17 protein-coding genes are annotated in these 17,614 nt (G+C 69.3%); 8 read left to right on the top strand and 9 right to left on the bottom strand.

The window, feature by feature from the left end; all coding sequences use genetic code 11:
- Window positions 1–7 precede the first annotated feature (7 nt).
- Entirely contained in the window at window positions 8–874 is an 867-nt protein-coding gene (locus tag CHC09_RS09145) for a MerR family transcriptional regulator (protein WP_089292517.1), read from the top strand.
- An 84-nt stretch (window positions 875–958) separates the two neighbouring features.
- Complete coding sequence (locus CHC09_RS09150) at window positions 959–1,582, top strand: hypothetical protein (RefSeq protein WP_089292518.1); 624 nt, start codon at window positions 959–961, stop codon at window positions 1,580–1,582.
- Here the strand turns inward: CHC09_RS09150 and CHC09_RS09155 are convergent.
- From CHC09_RS09155 to CHC09_RS09165, 3 genes are all read right to left on the bottom strand, one after another.
- The gene (locus CHC09_RS09155; protein ID WP_089292519.1) at window positions 1,579–3,381 is read right to left on the bottom strand and encodes a bifunctional metallophosphatase/5'-nucleotidase; all 1,803 of its coding nucleotides are present in this window, start codon (window positions 3,379–3,381) and stop codon (window positions 1,579–1,581) included. The genes CHC09_RS09150 and CHC09_RS09155 overlap by 4 nt on opposite strands.
- 214 nt (window positions 3,382–3,595) lie before the next feature.
- Entirely contained in the window at window positions 3,596–4,705 is a 1,110-nt protein-coding gene (locus CHC09_RS09160; RefSeq protein WP_143232250.1) for a hypothetical protein, read from the bottom strand.
- A gap of 71 nt (window positions 4,706–4,776) precedes the next feature.
- Complete coding sequence (locus CHC09_RS09165; protein WP_089292521.1) at window positions 4,777–5,889, bottom strand: helix-turn-helix domain-containing protein; 1,113 nt, start codon at window positions 5,887–5,889, stop codon at window positions 4,777–4,779.
- 467 nt (window positions 5,890–6,356) lie between these two features.
- Between CHC09_RS09165 and CHC09_RS09170 the strand changes: the two genes are divergently transcribed.
- On the top strand, window positions 6,357–6,623 hold the full coding sequence (locus tag CHC09_RS09170; protein WP_089292522.1) for a hypothetical protein: 267 nt from the start codon (window positions 6,357–6,359) through the stop codon (window positions 6,621–6,623).
- Between the two features lie 59 nt (window positions 6,624–6,682).
- Here CHC09_RS09170 and argS read toward each other — a convergent pair whose 3' ends face one another.
- Entirely contained in the window at window positions 6,683–8,326 is a 1,644-nt protein-coding gene (gene argS / locus CHC09_RS09175; protein ID WP_089292523.1) for an arginine--tRNA ligase, read from the bottom strand.
- A 152-nt stretch (window positions 8,327–8,478) separates the two neighbouring features.
- The gene (locus CHC09_RS09180) at window positions 8,479–9,711 is read right to left on the bottom strand and encodes an MFS transporter (protein ID WP_089292671.1); all 1,233 of its coding nucleotides are present in this window, start codon (window positions 9,709–9,711) and stop codon (window positions 8,479–8,481) included.
- Between the two features lie 38 nt (window positions 9,712–9,749).
- On the opposite strand from CHC09_RS09180, the gene CHC09_RS09185 reads away from it, so the two are divergent.
- Window positions 9,750–10,193: a protein-tyrosine phosphatase family protein gene (locus tag CHC09_RS09185; protein WP_089292524.1), complete on the top strand. Its 444-nt coding sequence runs from the start codon at window positions 9,750–9,752 to the stop codon at window positions 10,191–10,193.
- 9 nt (window positions 10,194–10,202) lie between these two features.
- Window positions 10,203–10,634 (top strand): hypothetical protein, encoded by a 432-nt coding sequence (locus tag CHC09_RS09190; RefSeq protein ID WP_089292525.1) that lies wholly within the window; start codon window positions 10,203–10,205, stop codon window positions 10,632–10,634.
- Between the two features lie 31 nt (window positions 10,635–10,665).
- On the opposite strand, the gene CHC09_RS48345 is transcribed toward CHC09_RS09190, so the two are convergent.
- The 4 genes from CHC09_RS48345 to CHC09_RS09210 all read right to left on the bottom strand — a co-directional run bounded on the left by CHC09_RS48345 (window position 10,666) and on the right by CHC09_RS09210 (window position 14,003).
- Window positions 10,666–11,778 (bottom strand): hypothetical protein, encoded by a 1,113-nt coding sequence (locus tag CHC09_RS48345; protein WP_089292526.1) that lies wholly within the window; start codon window positions 11,776–11,778, stop codon window positions 10,666–10,668.
- Window positions 11,779–11,973: 195 nt separating this feature from the next.
- Window positions 11,974–12,348: a hypothetical protein gene (locus CHC09_RS09200; RefSeq protein ID WP_089292527.1), complete on the bottom strand. Its 375-nt coding sequence runs from the start codon at window positions 12,346–12,348 to the stop codon at window positions 11,974–11,976.
- A gap of 31 nt (window positions 12,349–12,379) precedes the next feature.
- The gene (locus tag CHC09_RS09205) at window positions 12,380–13,567 is read right to left on the bottom strand and encodes an extracellular solute-binding protein (protein WP_089292672.1); all 1,188 of its coding nucleotides are present in this window, start codon (window positions 13,565–13,567) and stop codon (window positions 12,380–12,382) included.
- Window positions 13,568–13,577: 10 nt separating this feature from the next.
- Window positions 13,578–14,003: a MarR family winged helix-turn-helix transcriptional regulator gene (locus tag CHC09_RS09210; RefSeq protein WP_089292528.1), complete on the bottom strand. Its 426-nt coding sequence runs from the start codon at window positions 14,001–14,003 to the stop codon at window positions 13,578–13,580.
- 54 nt (window positions 14,004–14,057) lie between these two features.
- Between CHC09_RS09210 and CHC09_RS09215 the strand changes: the two genes are divergently transcribed.
- The 3 genes from CHC09_RS09215 (at window position 14,058) to urtB (ending at window position 17,578) form a co-directional block, all read left to right on the top strand.
- Window positions 14,058–15,104 (top strand): substrate-binding domain-containing protein, encoded by a 1,047-nt coding sequence (locus CHC09_RS09215; protein WP_239138136.1) that lies wholly within the window; start codon window positions 14,058–14,060, stop codon window positions 15,102–15,104.
- Between the two features lie 276 nt (window positions 15,105–15,380).
- Entirely contained in the window at window positions 15,381–16,637 is a 1,257-nt protein-coding gene (gene urtA / locus CHC09_RS09220) for an urea ABC transporter substrate-binding protein (protein WP_089292530.1), read from the top strand.
- Window positions 16,638–16,690: 53 nt separating this feature from the next.
- The gene (urtB, locus tag CHC09_RS09225; RefSeq protein ID WP_089292531.1) at window positions 16,691–17,578 is read left to right on the top strand and encodes an urea ABC transporter permease subunit UrtB; all 888 of its coding nucleotides are present in this window, start codon (window positions 16,691–16,693) and stop codon (window positions 17,576–17,578) included.
- The last annotated feature ends 36 nt before the right edge of the window (window positions 17,579–17,614 follow it).

The raw sequence follows: 17,614 nt of genomic DNA on the forward strand, positions 1-17,614 counted from the left end.
AGCGACCATGTTGAGTATCGGAGACTTCGCCGGCCTGGGCCGGGTGTCGGTGCGGATGCTGCGCCACTACGACGCCATCGGTCTGCTCCGTCCCGCCCACGTCGACCCGCACAGCGGCTACCGCTTCTACACCGCGGAGCAGTTGCTGCGGCTCAACCGGATCCTCGCCCTCAAGGACCTCGGCTTCAGCCTGAACCAGGTGCAGCTGATGATCGAGGAGAAGGTCGAGCCCGGTGAGCTGCGCGGAATGCTGCGGCTGCGGCGGGCCGAACTGGCCGCCCAGGTGGAGCGGGACAACGCCCGCCTCGCCCTGGTCGACGCGCGTCTCCGCATGATCGAGGCGGAGGGCCACATGAACACCGGAGACGTCGTCCTGAAGCAGGTGCCCGCGGTTCGGGTGGCGGAGCTGTCCGCCACCGCCCTGGGGTACGACCATCCCACGTCGATCACCGAGAACCTGTCCCCGCTCTACCCGCGTCTCGAGGAGCTCCTGCTGCGGGCCGGGGTGGCGGTGACCGGTTCCCCGCTGGCGTACTACAGGCCGGCGCCGACCGGGCCCGAGGACGAGACGATCACCGTGCACGCGGCGTTCCCGATCGGCGACGCCGAGGTCGGTGGAGCCGAGGGGGCCGGATTCGACGTGGTGGTGCTGCCACCGATCGAGGCGGCCTCCGCCGTGCACCAGGGACCCATGTCGGAGGCGTTCCGTACCGGCGGCAGGATCGCCGCCTGGATCGAGGAGAACGGGTACCGTCCGGTCCCGCCCGGTTACGCCCGCGAGGTGTACCTGCACTGCCCCGCCGAGCTCGCGGAGTGGGTCACCGAGATGCAGGTGCCGCTGGACGGCACCGAAATCGCAACCGGCCGCAACTAAACCTCAACTCAGCCCGGCCCCGGCCGATGAACCCGGGCGGCACGGAGGAATTTGCACCCGAGCCGCTACCGGAAAGGGCGCAAGTTGACCGTCCAGATGTCGCACAACGAGTACCCCGCCGCGCCGCCGTGGGTCGGGAAGCAGGAGGCGGAGACCGCCGAGCTGGGCCCGCTGCCGTTCGGGGGCACGGTCCCGCCGTACGGCTCGCCCGAGAACAAGCACGGCGGGCTGCTGGTCCGCTTCCCGCACGCGATGGCGGGCGATGTCCGGCCGCCGGGCCCGTCCTGGCGGCCCGTGGTGGGCTGGACGTTCTTCCTCAGCGTGCTGGGTGTGGGCTCGGCGATACGGCGGTCCGGCCAGGCCCGGGTCTACGGCCGGTCCCCCGCCCCGTACTGGGTCGCGTTCCTGGCGGCGCTGCTGGGCGGGGCGGCGTTCTGGTGGGTGCTGATCGCCGAGGTGGCGCTGCCGATCTACCAGAACGCCCGGGAGGACCGGGCGACCGCCGCCGTGCAGGAGAAGGTGCTGAGCGACGGGCGGGTCGAGGCTGCGGTCGGCACCACGGTCAAGACCGGCGGCTGTGTGCCGGTCGGTGACCGTGGCGCCGACGGGCTGCGCCCCTACGACTGCACGTTCCAGCTGGCCGACGGGCGGTCCGCCGCGATTCACATCGAGGCGGACACCGACGGCGTCTGGAAAACGGTCGCCTAGAAGGTGACCGGCACACCCTCGCGGACGAGCTGCCAGTTCTTGACGAAGAAGTCGGCCGGGTCGATCTTGCCCTCCGCCTGCGCCCAGTCGATCAGGAGCTGGCGGATCTCCTTCTGCTCGTTGTAGACCTGGGTCTTCACGATGCCCGGGAACGCACCGCCACCGGAGCGGCGGTAGTTGTTCACCGCGACCACGAACTGCGCGTCGGCGGCGACGTCCACGCCGCCGAGCTGCAGCCGGGTGATCCGGCTGCCGACCGGCTTGCTGATGTCGATGTCGTACTCGACCCCGGAGAGGGTGTCGTAGTTGTAGTCCGGCACCGTGCTCTCGTTGATGTTCGCCACGTCGACCGGGGCGCCGACCGCGAGGGTCTTGAAGTACTTCGCCGAGTACTCCAGGTACGCCTTCACCTCGGCGCCGGTCAGCACGACCGCTTCCAGGGTGTTGTCGTAGATGTAGAGCCCCGCGACGTCCTTGATCTTGACGTCGCCCTTCGGGAACACCGCGGTCCGGCTGAACGGCGCGGCGATCGACAGGACCGGGAGGCTCGCGTACGCCGTGCCGGCCAGCGCCGCCACCACGGTGTCGGTCTGCACCTTGTTGATGTAGTCCAGGATCGGGGTGTCCTCGTACCGCGAGGTCGCGGCGGAGAGCTCCTGGGTCGACGCGGCGACGACCTGGTTGATGTACGCCACGGTCTTGTTGTGCTGGCTCTGCACCGCGGCCAGCACCTTCGGGTCGGCCTCGACCGTGTTCGTGTTCAGCGTCGCCGACGCCTTGCTGGTGATCTTCCAGCAGCCGTGCTCGCGGACCAGCTCGAAGTCCATCTTGGTGAGGCGCTGGCCCCACTTCGACGGCTCCGACGTCAGCACCTGCTGGCCGGTCGCGGTGTTGGTGACGAACCGCTGCGCGACCTCCGCGTGCGCGTGCCCGAAAAGGATCGCGTCGATCCCCGGCACCTGCTGGGCGATCAGCGCCACCGGGTTCTCGTTCGGCAGCTCGGAGCCGTAGCTGGAGATGCCGCTGTCGCCGCCGTGCGCCACCACGATCACGACGTCCGCACCGCGCTGCCGGATCACCGGCACCCACTTGGCGGCGGTCTCGACCATGCCGAGGAACTTGAGCTTGCCCTCGACGTTGCCCTTGTCCCAGATCGCCACGCCCGGGTTGGTCAGGCCCAGGATGCCGACGCGCAGCGTCGGCGCGTGCCGGCCGAGAGAGACCTTCTTGATGACGTACGGCGTGAACGCCGGCTTGCCGGTCTTCGCGCTGACCGCGTTCGCCGCCAGGGCCGGGAAGCCGAGCTGGCGGATCCAGAGGTTCAGCAGCGGCAGACCGTAGTTGAACTCGTGGTTGCCCAGCGTCACCGCGTCGTAGTGCAGCACGTTCATGGACTTGGCCATCGGGTGCTTCTCACCGGTCTCGGTGATCGGCTCCTGCTTGGCGTAGTACGTGGCCAGCGGGGTGCCCTGGATCGTGTCACCGGCGTCGAGGACCAGCGTGGCGCCGGTCGCCTCGGCACGCAGCTTGTTGATCAGCGCGGCCGCCTTGGCGACACCGACGTCGTTGTGCGCGGAGTCGTCGTACTCGGCGTCCTTGTAGTAGTCCCAGTTGTACACGTTGCCGTGCAGGTCCGAAGTGCCCAGGACGGTCAGGTGGTACGTCTGGGGGGCCGGCGGGGGTGTCGGGTGGCCCTTGCCACCGGCCTGCGCCACGGCCGGGAACGCGAGCGGCGCCGTGGCGGCAGCCGCCGAGACGGCCAGCACACCGCGCCGCGATACGCCGTTGGAAAGCGTCATTGCGAACCTTTCACAGAAGTTCGGTACGCGCGCCTCGTGGGCGCCGCAAACAACGCACCCTAACGGGGGATCAGCCCGTCGGTCGATCAACGGAAGGTTGCACGCTCGTCAAAGTTTCCTCAAATTCGCCCAGTGCCCCGATACCCAGCGGAAACACCACGCACTCCGGGAAGCCCGGCCTCGGACCATCGACCACCACCGCGCTCCACCAGGATCAGTGCAGAACGGACATCTCCCGCCTCGACCGTAGCGCCGCTCGCTCCGGCTTCGTCCGGGACCGATCCCGAGCCGGCGAGGTGAGGCTCACCAGGCCGAAGCTCCGCAGCGCCGCCTGGACCGTCGCCGGCCCCACGGCGTTCTCGGAGTTCCGGCCGATGCCGCCCATGTAGTCCCGCCAGGTCTTCTGGTCGTTCCGCCAGGCCTCGAGGTAGCGGACACAGTCCTCCGGCTGGATGTACCGCAGCCGCCCCTTGGCCGCACCGAGCGCCTTCAGCATCTGCTCACCGCGCGGGGTGCCCCGGTCGATCCGGTTCTCGATGCCCTTGATCAGCTCGAGGCGCACCGCGAGGAACTCGGACCAGTAGCTTCTTTCCACGGCGATCGGCAAGCCGTGATCCAGCCGGGCGAAGATCCCCTCGGCCAGCACATCGCCGAACTCCTCGCCACGGGCCCGGTCCGGGTTGAGGAACGGGTCGTAGTCCCGCTGCCACGCGCGACCGATCTGGCCGACCGGCCGCAGACCGGCGTCGCCGAGCAGGAAGAACCAGTCCTCGTTGTAGATCTCCGGAAAGAACGAGTCGATCCGGTCCGCCGGCACCGCCAGGGCGCCGCCCCCGATGAAGGTGTCCTGCTGCTTGTCGCCGGTCAGGCGGTTCGCATGACACACCACTGAGTTGTCCGGATATCCACCCATCTCCAGCCCGACACCATCGTGGGTGCCGAGCAGCGCGGCGGCCCGCTCCAGGTCGTACGCGTCCGGCACGGTGATGTCGTCGTCCAGGAAGACCACGTTGCGCCACCCGGACATCCGGGCCAGCACCAGCCCGAGATTGCGCTTGGCGCTCGTGTCGGCGCGGCGCTGCAGTCGTGACCGGCCGAGAACGGTGGAGGTCTCGAGCACCGGCAGGCCCGGCGCCCCGTCCTTCGGGAACTCGACCGCGGCCACCCTCAGGTTCGACATCCGCGCCAGGTGCTCGATCACCACCCGCGGATCGGTGTACTTGCTGCACAGCACAAGCAGCGTGGCGTCCAGCAGGACGGCGAGACGCCCGGCCTCGACGAGGAGAAGCCCGGAACGGCTGCTGGGCACGATGATGGCGTCCACCGGTGCGCGATGGTCACCCGGCGCGGACGTCTGGATCAGACCGCGATGGGAACGATGGTGTCCGACCTGGCTCATTCCTCGGCCGCGGACGGCCACTCGTGCAACCGTTCCGCGTCCTGCGTCCAGTCGGGCGTCACCACGGCTCCGTTCGGATTGATCCGGACCCGCATCAGCATGCTGAACGCGGCCGCGTTCGGGAAGCGTTGCCGGATGTAATTCTCGTTTCGATCACGAAACTTCGCGTCGGTCAACGCGCGGACGGCACCGTAGGTTCCGCGTCCGAACATGCCATTACACAATGTCACTGTTCGGCGCGCATTGTATGGACTTTTCCCACGAAAGAAGTGGGCGACGTCCTCCAGGAGTAACCCGTTCGACTGGTCGAGAACGGGCTCGAGGACCCGGCCGTCGGCGGTCGAGAAACACCCGATGTCCTCGTCGTTGGGCCGTCGCTGCTGGCGGACCGGAAGATCGAGCCGGCGGGTGATGTCCCGGTTCACCGCATTCCAGTCGACGCCGCCGATCAGCACCAGATGTGAGGTGAAGTCGTCCTCCACCATCTCCTCGGAGCGGCGGATGTGGACGTCGGCAGCCGGGTTCACCGCCCGGATGTGACCATGCACCTCGATGAGCGCGTCGAGGTCGGCCAGGCTGTAGGACCGGACGTAGTCGCGATCCTTGGTGTCCGTGAACGGCATCCGCTCGCGGAAGCGTTTCGGCAGGCTCCCACTCACGATGATGATCGGCCGCTGATCCGGGAAATACCAGGTGCCGGGCTCGACCACGGCAGCGGCCGGTCCGATGTGGGCGGCGCGCTGCGGGTCGTGCTCCGTGGGATCCCCACCGGGGAAACGCAGGCTGAACAGCTCGGCGTGCAGCTCCTCCCTGGCTCGCTGCTCGTCGGCGGTCAGCTCGTGCTCACTCAGCAGGCGGGCCGGGCTGGACTCCACGGAGCGCCGGGTGGCGAAGAACATCGCGTATCCGGCCAGCCGGTTCGCCGGCGGCAGCACGGGTTTCCGGACCGACTCCCAGGAGGAGATCAGGGACAGGCTCAGCGGGCCGCTCTCACCGCCGACCGCCTCGGCGACCTGTTGCTGGGTGACCTTGAGCTCCGGCCAGTGCGCGGTACGCAACTCGCGCAGGCGCCGGGCCAGACGCGCACCGTCGAGCTCTCCCGGCTGCATGAGATGAATCCTTCACTGAAACTTCAGGTAGGTCCGAAAATCTTATGGGAAGCGTCCCCATACGACCAGTACCTCGGTAGGCGATCGGCAAACAATGCTCAAGAGCACGCGTGAACATGAGTGAATCAACGGCTGAAGCTTGTTTCATTCGACTGGAGCCGCTTAGCCTGAACTTCATTCAAGTCCCTGAAGCTGATTCCAGGGAGGCGGAGATGACGGTGTGGAGCGCCCGGTGTTCGGCTGCCAGGCCACCTCGGGGTCCACCGTGTACCGCGTGCCGGCCCGCGCTTTCGGTGACTCCGCCCGAAACCACGCTCAACGCAACTCCCCCGGCACAGGCACCCCCGAGGTCCCGATTCCCAGCGCGATCTCGAGGGGCACCCGCTCCAACGCACTCCGGAGAGTCCGCCTTGTCAAAAATACCGGTTTCCGAGATTCCCGTAAATCAATCCTTCCTTAAAAGACAGGTGTATCCGGCGATCAGGCGGTGCGGCCTGGTCGTCGCCGGCGCCGTCGCCGTGCTCGCCGGTGCCGGTGCCGCGGTCCCTGACGAAAGCTCCCGGGTAGCGCTGATGACCTACTCGCTCGGCAGCGCGCTCACGCTCTACCTGGCCGTACGGGTCATCATCCGGCTCCGCTGGACGATCCTGCAGGCGCTCGCGGTCCTGCTCGTGGCCACGCTGATCTTCGCCGCCCTGAAGTCGCTCATCGGCATCGTCGGCCACCTCGGCTGACGAGAGCGACACGCCCCCGGCAGCCGCGACAGGCTGCCGGGGGCGACCCTGACATCTGCTCAGATCTCCTCCGGCGCCTCGATCCCCAGCAGGGACATTCCGGTCTGGAGGGTGCGTGCGGTGAGGGCGGCCAACCCCAGCCGGCTCGCCCGCACGGCGCCGTCGGCCCGGAGCACCGGACACCGCTCCCAGAACACCGAGAACGCGGCGGCAAGCTCGTGCAGGTGGACCGCGAGCCGGTGCGGTTCGGCCCGCTCGGCGGCGGCGGTCACGGCCGGCTCGAAGCCGAGCAGGACCAGGGCCAGGTCCCGTTCGGCCGGCTCGGTCACGGTCACCGTGCCGGACCCGGTGCCGGCCTTCCGGAACAGGGACCGGACCCGGGCGTGGGCGTACTGGAGATACGGGCCGGTGTTGCCGGTGCTGGCCAGCATCCGGTCCCAGTCGAAGACGTAGTCGCCCCGCCGGTCGCCGGAGAGGTCGGCGTACTTGATCGCGCCGATCCCGACGGCCGGCGCGGACGCCCGCGTCACCGCCTCGTCCAGCAGCCGCGCCAGCTTGATCGTGTCGCCGGCCCGGGTCTTCAGCATCTTGCCGTCCGACCCGAGGATCGAGCCGAATCCGATGTGCTCGGCGGTCACCCCGTCCGGCAGCCAGCCGGCCGCCCGGGCCACCGCGAAGACCATCTCGAAGTGGATCCGCTGCGGGGCGCCGACCACGTAGAGCAGCCGGTCCGCGCCGAGCCGCCCGATCCGGTGCCGGAGCGCGGCCAGGTCGGTGGCGGCGTACCCGTAACCGCCGTCGGCCTTGCGGACGATCAGCGGCAGCGCGGCGCCGTCCCGCCCGGTGAAACCCTCCGGGAACGCGCAGAGCGCCCCGTCGCTCTCCGCCAGCAGCTCCTTCTCCCCCAGCTCGGCGACGATGCCGTCGAGATCGGCCTGGTACCCGCTCTCCCCGGCGAAATCGTCCGGACCGAGCGTGACACCGAGCCGGGCGTAGACGTCCAGGAAGTACCGCTCCGACTGGGCGACCAGGTTCCGCCACAGCTCCCGCGAGACGGGGTCGCCGGACTGCAGCGCCACGACCCGGAGCCGGGCCCGCGTCCGGAAGTCGTCGTCGGTGTCGAACTTGACCCGTGCGGCCTGATAAAAAGCGGTCAGGTCGCCGATCGAGTGGTCACCGGCGCCGCCCCGGTCGATCAGGTGCTCGACGAGCATTCCGAACGGAGTGCCCCAGTCGCCGAGGTGGTTCACCCGGATCACATCGTGCCCCAGCCACTCCAGCATCCGGGCCAGCGCGTCCCCGATGATCGTCGACCGCAGGTGGCCGACGTGCATCTCCTTGGCCACGTTCGGACCGGAGTAGTCGATCACGACCCGCTCCGGCGCCGCCACCGGCGGGACCCCCAGCCGATCGTCGGCGGCGATCCGCCGCAGGGCCTCGGTGAGCAGGCTGTCGGAAACGGTCAGGTTGAGAAAGCCGGGGCCGGAGACGGCGATCTCGGCGACACCGGCCAGATCGGTCTTGGCGGCCACCTCGGCGGCAATCTCCCGGGGCGGCCGGCCCAACTCCCGGGCCAGGGCGAGGGCCGCACCGGACTGGAAATCGGCGTGCGGCGACGACCGCACGGCCGGATCGACCGGGTGGCCGGCGACCGCTTCCAGGGCGGGTGCCAGCCGGTCCTGCAGAAGAGCTTCGAGATTCAAGGTCAACCCCACTTCTACGTACGAACGAAGCGGGTCGACCGGTGGCACGCACAGTGAACCGGCGGGATCGACCCGCCGGTGGAAAGCACAGACTCAGCGGCGGCCGTGAAGACGGCGGCGTCGCTCGCTGAACATGCTGTGCATGGCAGTGACTATAACGGCCGGGAATCCCCGTGGGCGATGTGCTTCATCTGCGGCCAGAGCGCGATCAGGAAGACCACCGCGCAGACGAACGCCACCCGGAACGGGGCGATCACGCCGTAACGCGAGGCCAGCACGCCACCGACCGCCGCACCCACCACCATGCCGCCGAAGACACAGATGATGTTGACCGCGCCGACCCGGCCCTGCAGCTGGGCCGGCACCGCCCGCTGCCGGACCGTGATCGCGGTGGTCCGCCAGACGAACTCGTGCACCCCGAACAGGAAGAAGGTCGGCAGCGCCACCCACGGCGAAGTCGTGACGCCCAGGATCAGGTAGGTGCCGGTCTCGATGATCAGGCCGGCCCGCATCAGGTTGCCCATGCTGATCCGGGCGGTGAGCGGGCCGTACGCCACGGTGCCGAGAATTCCGCCGACCGCCCCGACCGTGGTGATCAGGCCGAAGCCGACCGAGCCCAGCCCGAGCCGCTCGCTCGCGTAGAGCACCAGCACCGACCAGGCCGCGCCGTACGCCAGATTGAAGATCAGGACGATCAGGCAGAGGGTACGTACCGCCGGATGACGCACCACCCAGCGCACCCCCTCGACCAGATCCCGCCGCACGCTCGCGGCCGGCTCGGCCCGCCCGTGCGGCGGCAGGGTCACCCGGGACACCAGCAGCGTCCCCGCGCAGAGCAGCACCGCCTCGGCGACCAGTGGCCAGGCCCGGCCCGCGGCGAACAGCGCGGCGCCGACCGGCGGGCCGGCCAGCTGGTTCAGCGTGATGAAACCGGCCTGGAGCCGGGCGTTGGCGAGCGGCAGGTCGTCCCGGGACACCAGCATCGGGGCCAGCGTGCCGGTGGTGTTGTCGGCGAACACCTCGGCCGTGCCGAGCAGCCCGAGGCCGACCAGGGCGAGCTCGACCGAGAGCCGCCCGGTGACCAGCGTGCCGATCAGCCCGAGCAGCACCATCACCCGGACCGCGTTCGCGATCAGCACGATCAGGCGCCGGTCGTGCCGATCGGAGAGCACCCCGGCATACAGGCCGCAGACCAGCGGCGGAGCCCAGGAGAGCAGGGCGGCCAGCGCGATCCGGAACGGGTCGTCGGTGAGCGAGGCGACCAGCAGCGGGCCGGCCGCCGCGGAGATGCCGTCACCGAGGTTCGTCGCCCAGGACGAGGCGACCAGCCAGCGGAAACTTTTACCGATTCGGGGCGGCAGCACGGCTCGGACCAGAGGAGCGATCACAAGGCGTGGACCCTAACGGATTAGCATCCCGACACGTGACCGCATTTACGGGCTGGGAGCCGGGGACCGCGGGGGTGCTGCGGCTGCCGTCCGGACTGCTGGTCCGGGGGCGTGGGCTGCGGCAGGCGATGCCGTCCGGGCATGCGCCGCGGTTCGGCGTCTACCTGCTGGGCTCGGCGCCGCCCGAGTTCGGGTGGGAGACCCGCTGGGTGCGCTGGGCGGACTTCTGGTTGCCGGCCGATCCGTCGTACGCCAGATCGGTCCTGATCGAAGCCCTGCGCCGCGCGGACGGTGAGCGGGTCGAGATCGCCTGCTGGGGTGGTCGCGGACGGACCGGGACCGCGCTCGCCTGCCTCGCCGTTCTGGACGGTGTGCCGCCGAAGGAGGCCGTCGCGTACGTGCGCGAGCACTATCACCGCAGTGCGGTGGAGACGCCGTGGCAGCGGCGGTTCGTCACCCGCTTCGACAGCGTGTCCTGAGGCGCCCGCATGTCGATTCTCGCCACGGACGTGCGGCACACCGGCCACCAGGCCGGGCACCGGCGCTGGATCGAGGTGGTCTTCGTGGCGCTCGTGGTCGCCGCGGCGCTGGCCTCGGCCGGTGCGTGGCTCGGCCGGCAGGACGCCGGTCCCCTGCCGAGCGATCGGCGGGCCACCGGGATCGCCGCGGAGGTGCTGCCCGGGGCCCCGGTGGGCGAGATCGAGCGGTGGGACGCGATCTTCGGCGACCGGATGCCGGACCTGGTGACCCGCCTGATCACCGACGATGAGTACGACGGCGGGTCGGTGCTGGTGCCGGTGCACGTGCCGGAGATCGCCGCGGTCCGGGAGACCCTGGAACGGACCGGCTGGCGGATCCTGCCGAACTCGGGGACCGAGCGGCTCTCCGAGGCCGAGACGGTAGTGGGCGTCCCGGAGTAGATCTTGTTCCCGATGGGCCGGTGCCCGCGGGCTACTTCTCGACGAACTTGCGTAGGGCCGCGACCAAGGCGGACTCGCTGGGCTCCATGTAGATCATCTTGTCGTCCGGAAGCCGGTCCACCCGCGGACAGGAGGTGTCGTTCGCCTTGATCCTGGTGTCCAGGAGCTTCTTACCGGTGGCCGTCTCGTAGGCGTGCAGACGGTAGGTGGCGCGGTACAGCACCCCGGCGCCGCAGCTGCGGACCTTGGCGCCGACCGACACCCGGTCCACGCAGGCGACCAGCTGGATCGTCGTCGGGGGCTTGTCGTAGGACCAGGCGGTCTCCTTGGCCTTCGACTTGAGGAACCAGGTGTCGAACATGGTGTACGGCAGCCGCGTCCCGTCGCTCAGGTCGCCGTAGACGAGCACTGGGTGAGGTGCCTTGCCGGCCCGCTTCGGCAGCATCGGCCAGTAGGTCTCGCCCCGGCAGATCTCGTCCATCTCGTAGACGGTCTCCGGCGGTACGCCCTGCGCCACCGGACCGGCGGGGATCGGTTTCAGGTCGCCGGTGGCGCCGGTCGACGGCACGGACGCCGGGTACGACTGCCGCGTGGTGCCGGCGGCCGGGGCGGAGGACGACCCGGACGCGGTGGAGTCGGTCGCCCGTTTCTCGGCCTGCGACCGCACGAGCGCGCCGAGGGTGACCGCGCCGGCGAGGAGGGCGGCGGCGGTGACCACCAGGATGGCCACCAGGCCGCGGGAGCCCCGGTCCCGGCCGGCGACCAGGGTGGCGGGCAGGGTGGGGGGCAGGGTGGGGGGCAGGGCGGCGTCAGGCAGTTGTGGCGGTGGGGTGTACTGCAGCGTCTCCAGGTGATCGACCGCCGCCTGGTCGGCAGCCAATCCCAGGCCCTGGATCGGTGCCGGCCACGGGTCGCTGGGCACCTGGAGCTCCGCGGATCCGGCCGGCGGCTGAGGGTGGCCCCCGGCCCGGCTTGCCCACTGGGCGAGAGGCGCGTGCTCGGTCTTGTCCGCGTCACCGGTGCCGACCGCCAGGCCGTCCAGCCCGGTATCGGAGGCCGCGTGGATCTTCGCCGGATCAGCCGGGGACGCACCGGCGGTCTTCGAAGGTTCGGCCGGCGCGGAGCCCGTCCCGTCTTCAGCCATGTCGCTCTGTCAGCCTCTTTCGCATCTGGGAGGCGACTGTATCGAAAGGTTTCTCCGCATGACGCCCCGGGTGGATCAACCGATCAGCAGCGGTCCGGGATGGCGCGGGGCCTGCGCGGGAGCGATGTCACGGGGCTCGGCTCGAGCCTGGCCACGGGACTCCATCGGTCGTACCGGGGAAATGGGGTTTTGATTCTATTGATCGTTGATTTTGGTTGAATTCTCGGGGTTTTTGGCTTTTGCGTTTGTTGCGGCGGCTTTGGCGTCCTGGCTGGCCTTGTAGGACAGGTAGGTGAGAAAGGCGGAGACGCCGCCGAGCAGCGCGGCGATCACGCTGGCGAGCTGGTCGGCGAGGTTCGGGCCGAGGCTGGCCATGCCGGCGACCGCGAGGGCCAGCAGCACCAGGAGCCCGAGCGCGACGGTCTGGGCGCGACGGTCCGACAGGGTGGCGGCCGGCCGGGACGGTTTGCGGCGGCTCGTCACCAGCCAGATCGCCACCTCGACCAGGATGATCGCCGCGGTCACGAAGATCGGGACGAGCCAGGCCTGCAGGCCGGTCTCCTCGCTCATCGCAGCGCCTCCCGCAGGCCGATCCGCTTGCTCATCGCAGCGCCCCCTGCATTCCCTCGACGAAGCCGTCGGTGAGTTCGACGCGGCGGTAGAGGTAGTCGTAGGTGTGCTGGCGGAAGACCCGGGCGAAGTCGGCATACCCCGCTCTCATCGGTCGCGGATGGGCATCCTCCACCGCGGACCGGACGATCTCCAGATGTGGCACCGCCGCCTTCACCTCCGGATCGTTGTACGCCTCCTGCGCCGTCGGCGCGAAGCCGTAGGTGGCCAGCAGCTTCTGGGCCGGCATGCCGGTCAGGAAGTGGATCACCGCTTCGGCCTCCTCGCGGTGTTCGCTGTCCTTGGCGACCGCGAGGCCCTGGCCGCCGAGGATGCCGATCGGGAGCCGGCCGAGGCGGATCGCCGCGGTGCCGGGCTTCTTCCGCTCGACCCGGTCGATCGCCGGGTACCAGACCGGCCAGTTCCGCATGTAGCGCAGGTCGCGCTGCTGGAACAGCGCATTGGTGTTCTCCTCGCCGGCCGCCGTCACGATCCGGTTCTCCCGCAGGGCGTCGGCGAGCGGTCTCAGTGCGCGCTGCCACTGGCCGAGGCTGGTCGAGACCACGCCCCGGTCGTCGAGGATCGTCCGGTCCTGGGCGAGGGCCTGCTCCAGTACGTTGATCACGAACGCCTCGTCGGTGACCGAGCCCTCGATCGCGAGCTGGCCGACGAACTGCCCATTCTCCCTGATCACGGCGTCGAGCGCGGTCTCCGTGTCGGCGGCCAGCTTGTCCGTGACGCGCCGGTAGAGCATGCCGACGTCGGTGTTGAACGGGACCGCCCAGAGCCGCGTCGGATCGTTGTCGACCTGGCTGACCCGCTGGACCGGGGCGAGCAGGGTGATGCCGTCGGGCGGGCCGATCGGCGTGATCCGGTCCCGGGCCGAGAAACGCGGGATGTGGATGACGTCGAGGTTGTAGATGTCGGCCTTGGTGCTGATGAACTTGTCGTACTGGTCCTGGGTGGCGCTGTTGACCGTGACGACCTCGATCGTCACGTCGGGGTGGAACCTGTTCCAGAGGTTGATCAGCAGATTCCGCCCGCCGGTGTTGTCGGCCCCGGTGACCAGGGTGAGCTTGACCGGCGTGCGGCGGGTCAGGAGATAGCCGGCGGCGGTGGAGAGCATCCCAGCGGTGAGCACTCCGGCGATGAACGAGCGCCGTGAATACAGGTCCGGCATGTGATCCACGTTACTCGATGGACACAGTGCTCCGACTCGGACGACCGGTCGACTCCAGCGCCTCGAGCAGGTCTCCGAGGCTGTCGCCGAGCGGCACGTCGCCCAGGTCGGCCCGGATCCGCCCGTCGACCCGCTGATGGAGGCGGCGCCCGCGGGCGGTCAGGTACACCTTGATCCGCCGCCGGTCGAGGTCGTCGCCGCGACGGTAGACGACGTTCTCCTCGACGAGGTGGTCGATCAGCCGGGTGAGGCTGCCCGGCGGCATGAAGGCCCGCTCGGAGATCTCGGTCATGAACCGGCTCCCGTCGGCGAGCAGAGTGATCACCCGCCACGCGTCGAGCGAGCAGTCTTCCGCGTCGAGGAGAGTGGACAGCCGACGGGCGAGCAGCCGCTCGGCCCGGGTCAGCAGGTGCAGCAGATCCGTGGGTCCCCGCATCGTCGGGATGTTACCTCTTCCCCCGCGGGCCTGGCGTCCAGCACGATGAGGGCCATGCCCTTCGATGTGGCCCTGGTGGTGCCGTTGCGCGGCCCGGCCGGCATCTTCGGGCCGAGTGCCGAGCTGTGCGCGCAACTGGCCGCCGAGGAGGTCAACCGCTCGGGCGGTGTCCTTGGCCGGGAGCTGCGCCTGGTCACGGTGGACGGCGGCGCTCCCCCACAGGTGGTGGCCGCCGAGGTCGCGGCCCTGGTGGATTCGGGCGCGGTGCAGGGCGTCACCGGATGGCACATCTCGTCGGTGCGGCAGGCCGTCGCGCCCCGGGTCGCCGGTCGGGTGCCGTACGTCTACACCGCGCTCTACGAGGGTGGCGAGCGCACCGAGGGCGTCTTCATGACCAGCGAGACCCCGGAGGTTCAGCTCTTCCCCGCGATGCGCCTGCTGGCCCGGGAGCGTACCGCCCGCCGCTGGTACGTGGTCGGCAACGACTACGTCTGGCCGCGCCGTACCGCCCGGGCAGCGCACCGTTACGCCGCGGCGAACGGCCTGCACCTGGTCGGCGAGAGCTACGTGCCGCTGGCCACGGCCGACTTCTCCGAGGTGCTGCGCCGGATCGAGGTCTCCGCCGCGGACGCCGTGCTGATGCTGCTGGTCGGGATGGACGCGGTGCGCTTCAACCGAGCCTTCGCCCGGTCCGGGCTGCCCGGCCGCTGCCTGCGCCTGAGCACCCTGATGGACGAGAACATGCTGCTGGCCAGCGGCGCCTCGGCGACGCACGACCTGTTCAGCACGGCCGGCTTCTTCGCCGGCATGGTCACCCCGGAGAATCTGGACTTCCACGGCCGGTACGCGGACCGCTTCGGCGTGGAGGCGCCACCGCTGGGCAGCCTGGGCGAGTCGTGTCACGAGGGTGTGCTGCTCCTCGCGGCGCTCGTGGAGCAGGCCGGTGAGCTGGACGTCCGCGCGATCGGGGCGAACGCCGATTCGGTGTCCTATGAGGGCCCGCGCGGCCTGCTCCACCTGCGCCGCCGGCACGTGAACCAGCGGATCTACCTGGCCGAGGCGCGCGGGGTGGATTTCGACGTGCTGACCCAGTTGCCTTGACAGCACCCGCCCGCAGCGGACAAGATGCTTCCAGGAGGAACTAAGTTCCTTTTAGCCGACCATTTTCATGGTCGGCTTTTTTGTTTCTGTTCCGCCTGCCACAGAAACCGCCTATTAAGTTCTGGGAAACAGCGCGGAAATCAAAGAATTTGACACTGTATTTGCCCTGGACCGACATCGCAGCCGGTCAGAGCGGCCCACGTCCGGACACCCCGGCGCATGAACTCCATCGACATCAATGCGATTTGTGCCTCGAAATCGAGGCTAGGAGGTTTCATGTTCAGGATTCGCGGCCGTCGCTCAGCGGCCGTTGTCGCGGCGGTGGCGGCCTTCGCCGCTCTCACCGCCTGTGGCGCCAAGACCAACGACAGCACCGCGGCCTCCGGGGCCGGCGCAACCATTGACACGGCCGGGTCGAGCGTCAAGGTCGGCCTGCTCAACTCCCTCTCCGGCACCATGGCGATCAGCGAGGTGACCGTCCGGGACTCGCTCAAGCTGGCGATCGACGAGATCAACACGGCCGGTGGCGTGCTCGGCAAGCAGATCGAGCCGGTCAGCGAGGACGGCGCGTCGGACTGGCCGACCTTCGCCGAGAAGGCCCAGAAGCTGATCAGCCAGGACCGGGTCGCCGCGGTCTTCGGCTGCTGGACCTCGGCGTCACGCAAGGCGGTCAAGCCGGTCTTCGAGAAGAACAAGTCGCTGCTCTTCTATCCGGTGCAGTACGAGGGCTTGGAGCAGTCGCCGTACATCTTCTACACCGGCGCCACCACCAACCAGCAGATCGTGCCCGGCCTGGACTACCTGAAGGCGCAGGGCAAGACCTCGCTCTACCTGGTCGGCTCGGACTACGTCTTCCCGCGCACCGCCAACAAGATCATCAAGGCGTACGCCGAGGCGAACGGTATGAAGGTGCTCGGCGAGGACTACGCGCCCTTGGGCTCCACCGAGTTCTCCACGATCGTCAACAAGGTGAAGGCGTCCGGAGCGTCCGCGGTCTTCAACACCCTCAACGGCGACAGCAACGTGGCCTTCTTCAAGGAGTACAAGTCGGCCGGCCTGACCGCCGACAAGATGCCGGTGGTCTCCGTCTCGATCGCCGAGGAGGAGGTCAAGAGCATCGGCACGCAGTACCTGGCCGGACAGCTCACGGCCTGGAACTACTACCAGACCACACCGGGCGCGGCGAACGAGAAGTTCGTCAAGGCGTACAAGGCGAAGTACGGCGCGGACAAGCCGACCAGCGACCCGATGGAGGCCGCGTACACCTCGGTCTACCTGTGGAAGGCGATGGTCGAGAAGGCCGGCTCGTTCGACGTGGAGAAGGTGAAGGCGGCCTCGGCGGTCGGCGGGATCACCTACGACGCCCCGGAGGGCAAGGTCACCGTGGACGGCCCGACGCAGCACATCTTCAAGACCGCCCGAATCGGCAAGATCGGCGACGACGGCCTGATCAAGGAGGTCTGGAACTCCGGCGAGCCGATCAAGCCGGACCCGTACCTCAAGGGCTACAGCTGGGCGACCGGCCTGTCCTGATCGTCGAGAGGCGGGCCGTCCTCGGCGAGGGCGGCCCGCTGGAGGGGTTCACCGTGACGCTCGTCCTCAGTCAACTCTTCACCGGCATCAGCATCGGCGCCGTCCTCCTGCTGATCGCTCTCGGACTCTCGCTGACCTTCGGTCAGATGAACGTGATCAACATGGCGCACGGCGAGCTGATCATGGCCGGCGCCTACACCGTGTACGTCCTGCAGAAAGTCCTCTCCGGTGCCGGGCTATCCCTGGTCGTCGCCCTGCCGGTGGCCTTCGTGGTGGCCGGCCTGACGGGCGTCCTGATCGAGGTGCTGCTGGTCCGCCGGCTCTACGCGCGCCCGCTGGACACGCTGCTGGTCACCTGGGGCGTCTCGCTGATCCTGCAGCAGGCCGCCCGGGACGTCTTCGGCGCGCCGAACGTGCAGACCAGGGCACCGTCGCTGCTCACCGGCAGCATCCACGTCACCGACGACCTGGTGATCTCCAGCAGCCGGGTGTTCATCCTGGTCCTGGCGCTGGCCGCGGTCGTCGCGCTGATCGTGGGCCTGAGGACCACCCCGCTCGGCCGCCGGATCCGCGCCGTGGTGCAGAACCGCGATCTGGCCGCCGTCTCGGGGCTGGCCACCGGCCGGGTGGACCGGCTGACCTTCTTCATCGGCTCGGGCCTGGCCGGGATCGCCGGGGTCGCGCTCACCCTGATCGGCCCGATCGGCCCGACCATGGGCACCAACATCATCGTGAACGCTTTCCTGGTCGTCGTCGTGGGCGGTATCGGTCAGCTGAAGGGCACCGTGATCGTCGCGTTCACGCTCGGCATCGTGCAGTCCATGGTGGAGTACACCACCACGGTCAGCGTGGCCAGCGTGATCGTCTTCGTGGTGATCGTCGCGTTCCTGCAGTGGCGCCCGCAGGGCCTGTTCACCCTCCGGACCAGGAGCCTGGCATGACCGACCGCACCGCAGCGAAGCGGGGGCCGCGAGGGC

Origin of the sequence: Actinoplanes regularis, from assembly GCF_900188005.1 — a bacterium.
Classification (GTDB): domain Bacteria; phylum Actinomycetota; class Actinomycetes; order Mycobacteriales; family Micromonosporaceae; genus Actinoplanes; species Actinoplanes regularis.

Bases quoted from the DNA above. Each gene is read 5' to 3' on its own strand.
- CHC09_RS09145 (WP_089292517.1), top strand. From the start codon at position 8: ATGTTGAGTATCGGAGACTTCGCCGGCCTGGGCCGGGTGTCGGTGCGG.
- CHC09_RS09165 (WP_089292521.1), bottom strand. From the start codon at position 5,889: ATGCAGCCGGGAGAGCTCGACGGTGCGCGTCTGGCCCGGCGCCTGCGC.
- urtA (WP_089292530.1), top strand. From the start codon at position 15,381: ATGTTCAGGATTCGCGGCCGTCGCTCAGCGGCCGTTGTCGCGGCGGTG.
- CHC09_RS09200 (WP_089292527.1), bottom strand. From the start codon at position 12,348: ATGAGCGAGGAGACCGGCCTGCAGGCCTGGCTCGTCCCGATCTTCGTG.
- CHC09_RS09215 (WP_239138136.1), top strand. From the start codon at position 14,058: ATGCCCTTCGATGTGGCCCTGGTGGTGCCGTTGCGCGGCCCGGCCGGC.
- CHC09_RS09190 (WP_089292525.1), top strand. From the start codon at position 10,203: ATGTCGATTCTCGCCACGGACGTGCGGCACACCGGCCACCAGGCCGGG.
- CHC09_RS09155 (WP_089292519.1), bottom strand. From the start codon at position 3,381: ATGACGCTTTCCAACGGCGTATCGCGGCGCGGTGTGCTGGCCGTCTCG.
- CHC09_RS09210 (WP_089292528.1), bottom strand. From the start codon at position 14,003: ATGCGGGGACCCACGGATCTGCTGCACCTGCTGACCCGGGCCGAGCGG.
- CHC09_RS09205 (WP_089292672.1), bottom strand. From the start codon at position 13,567: ATGCCGGACCTGTATTCACGGCGCTCGTTCATCGCCGGAGTGCTCACC.
- CHC09_RS48345 (WP_089292526.1), bottom strand. From the start codon at position 11,778: ATGGCTGAAGACGGGACGGGCTCCGCGCCGGCCGAACCTTCGAAGACC.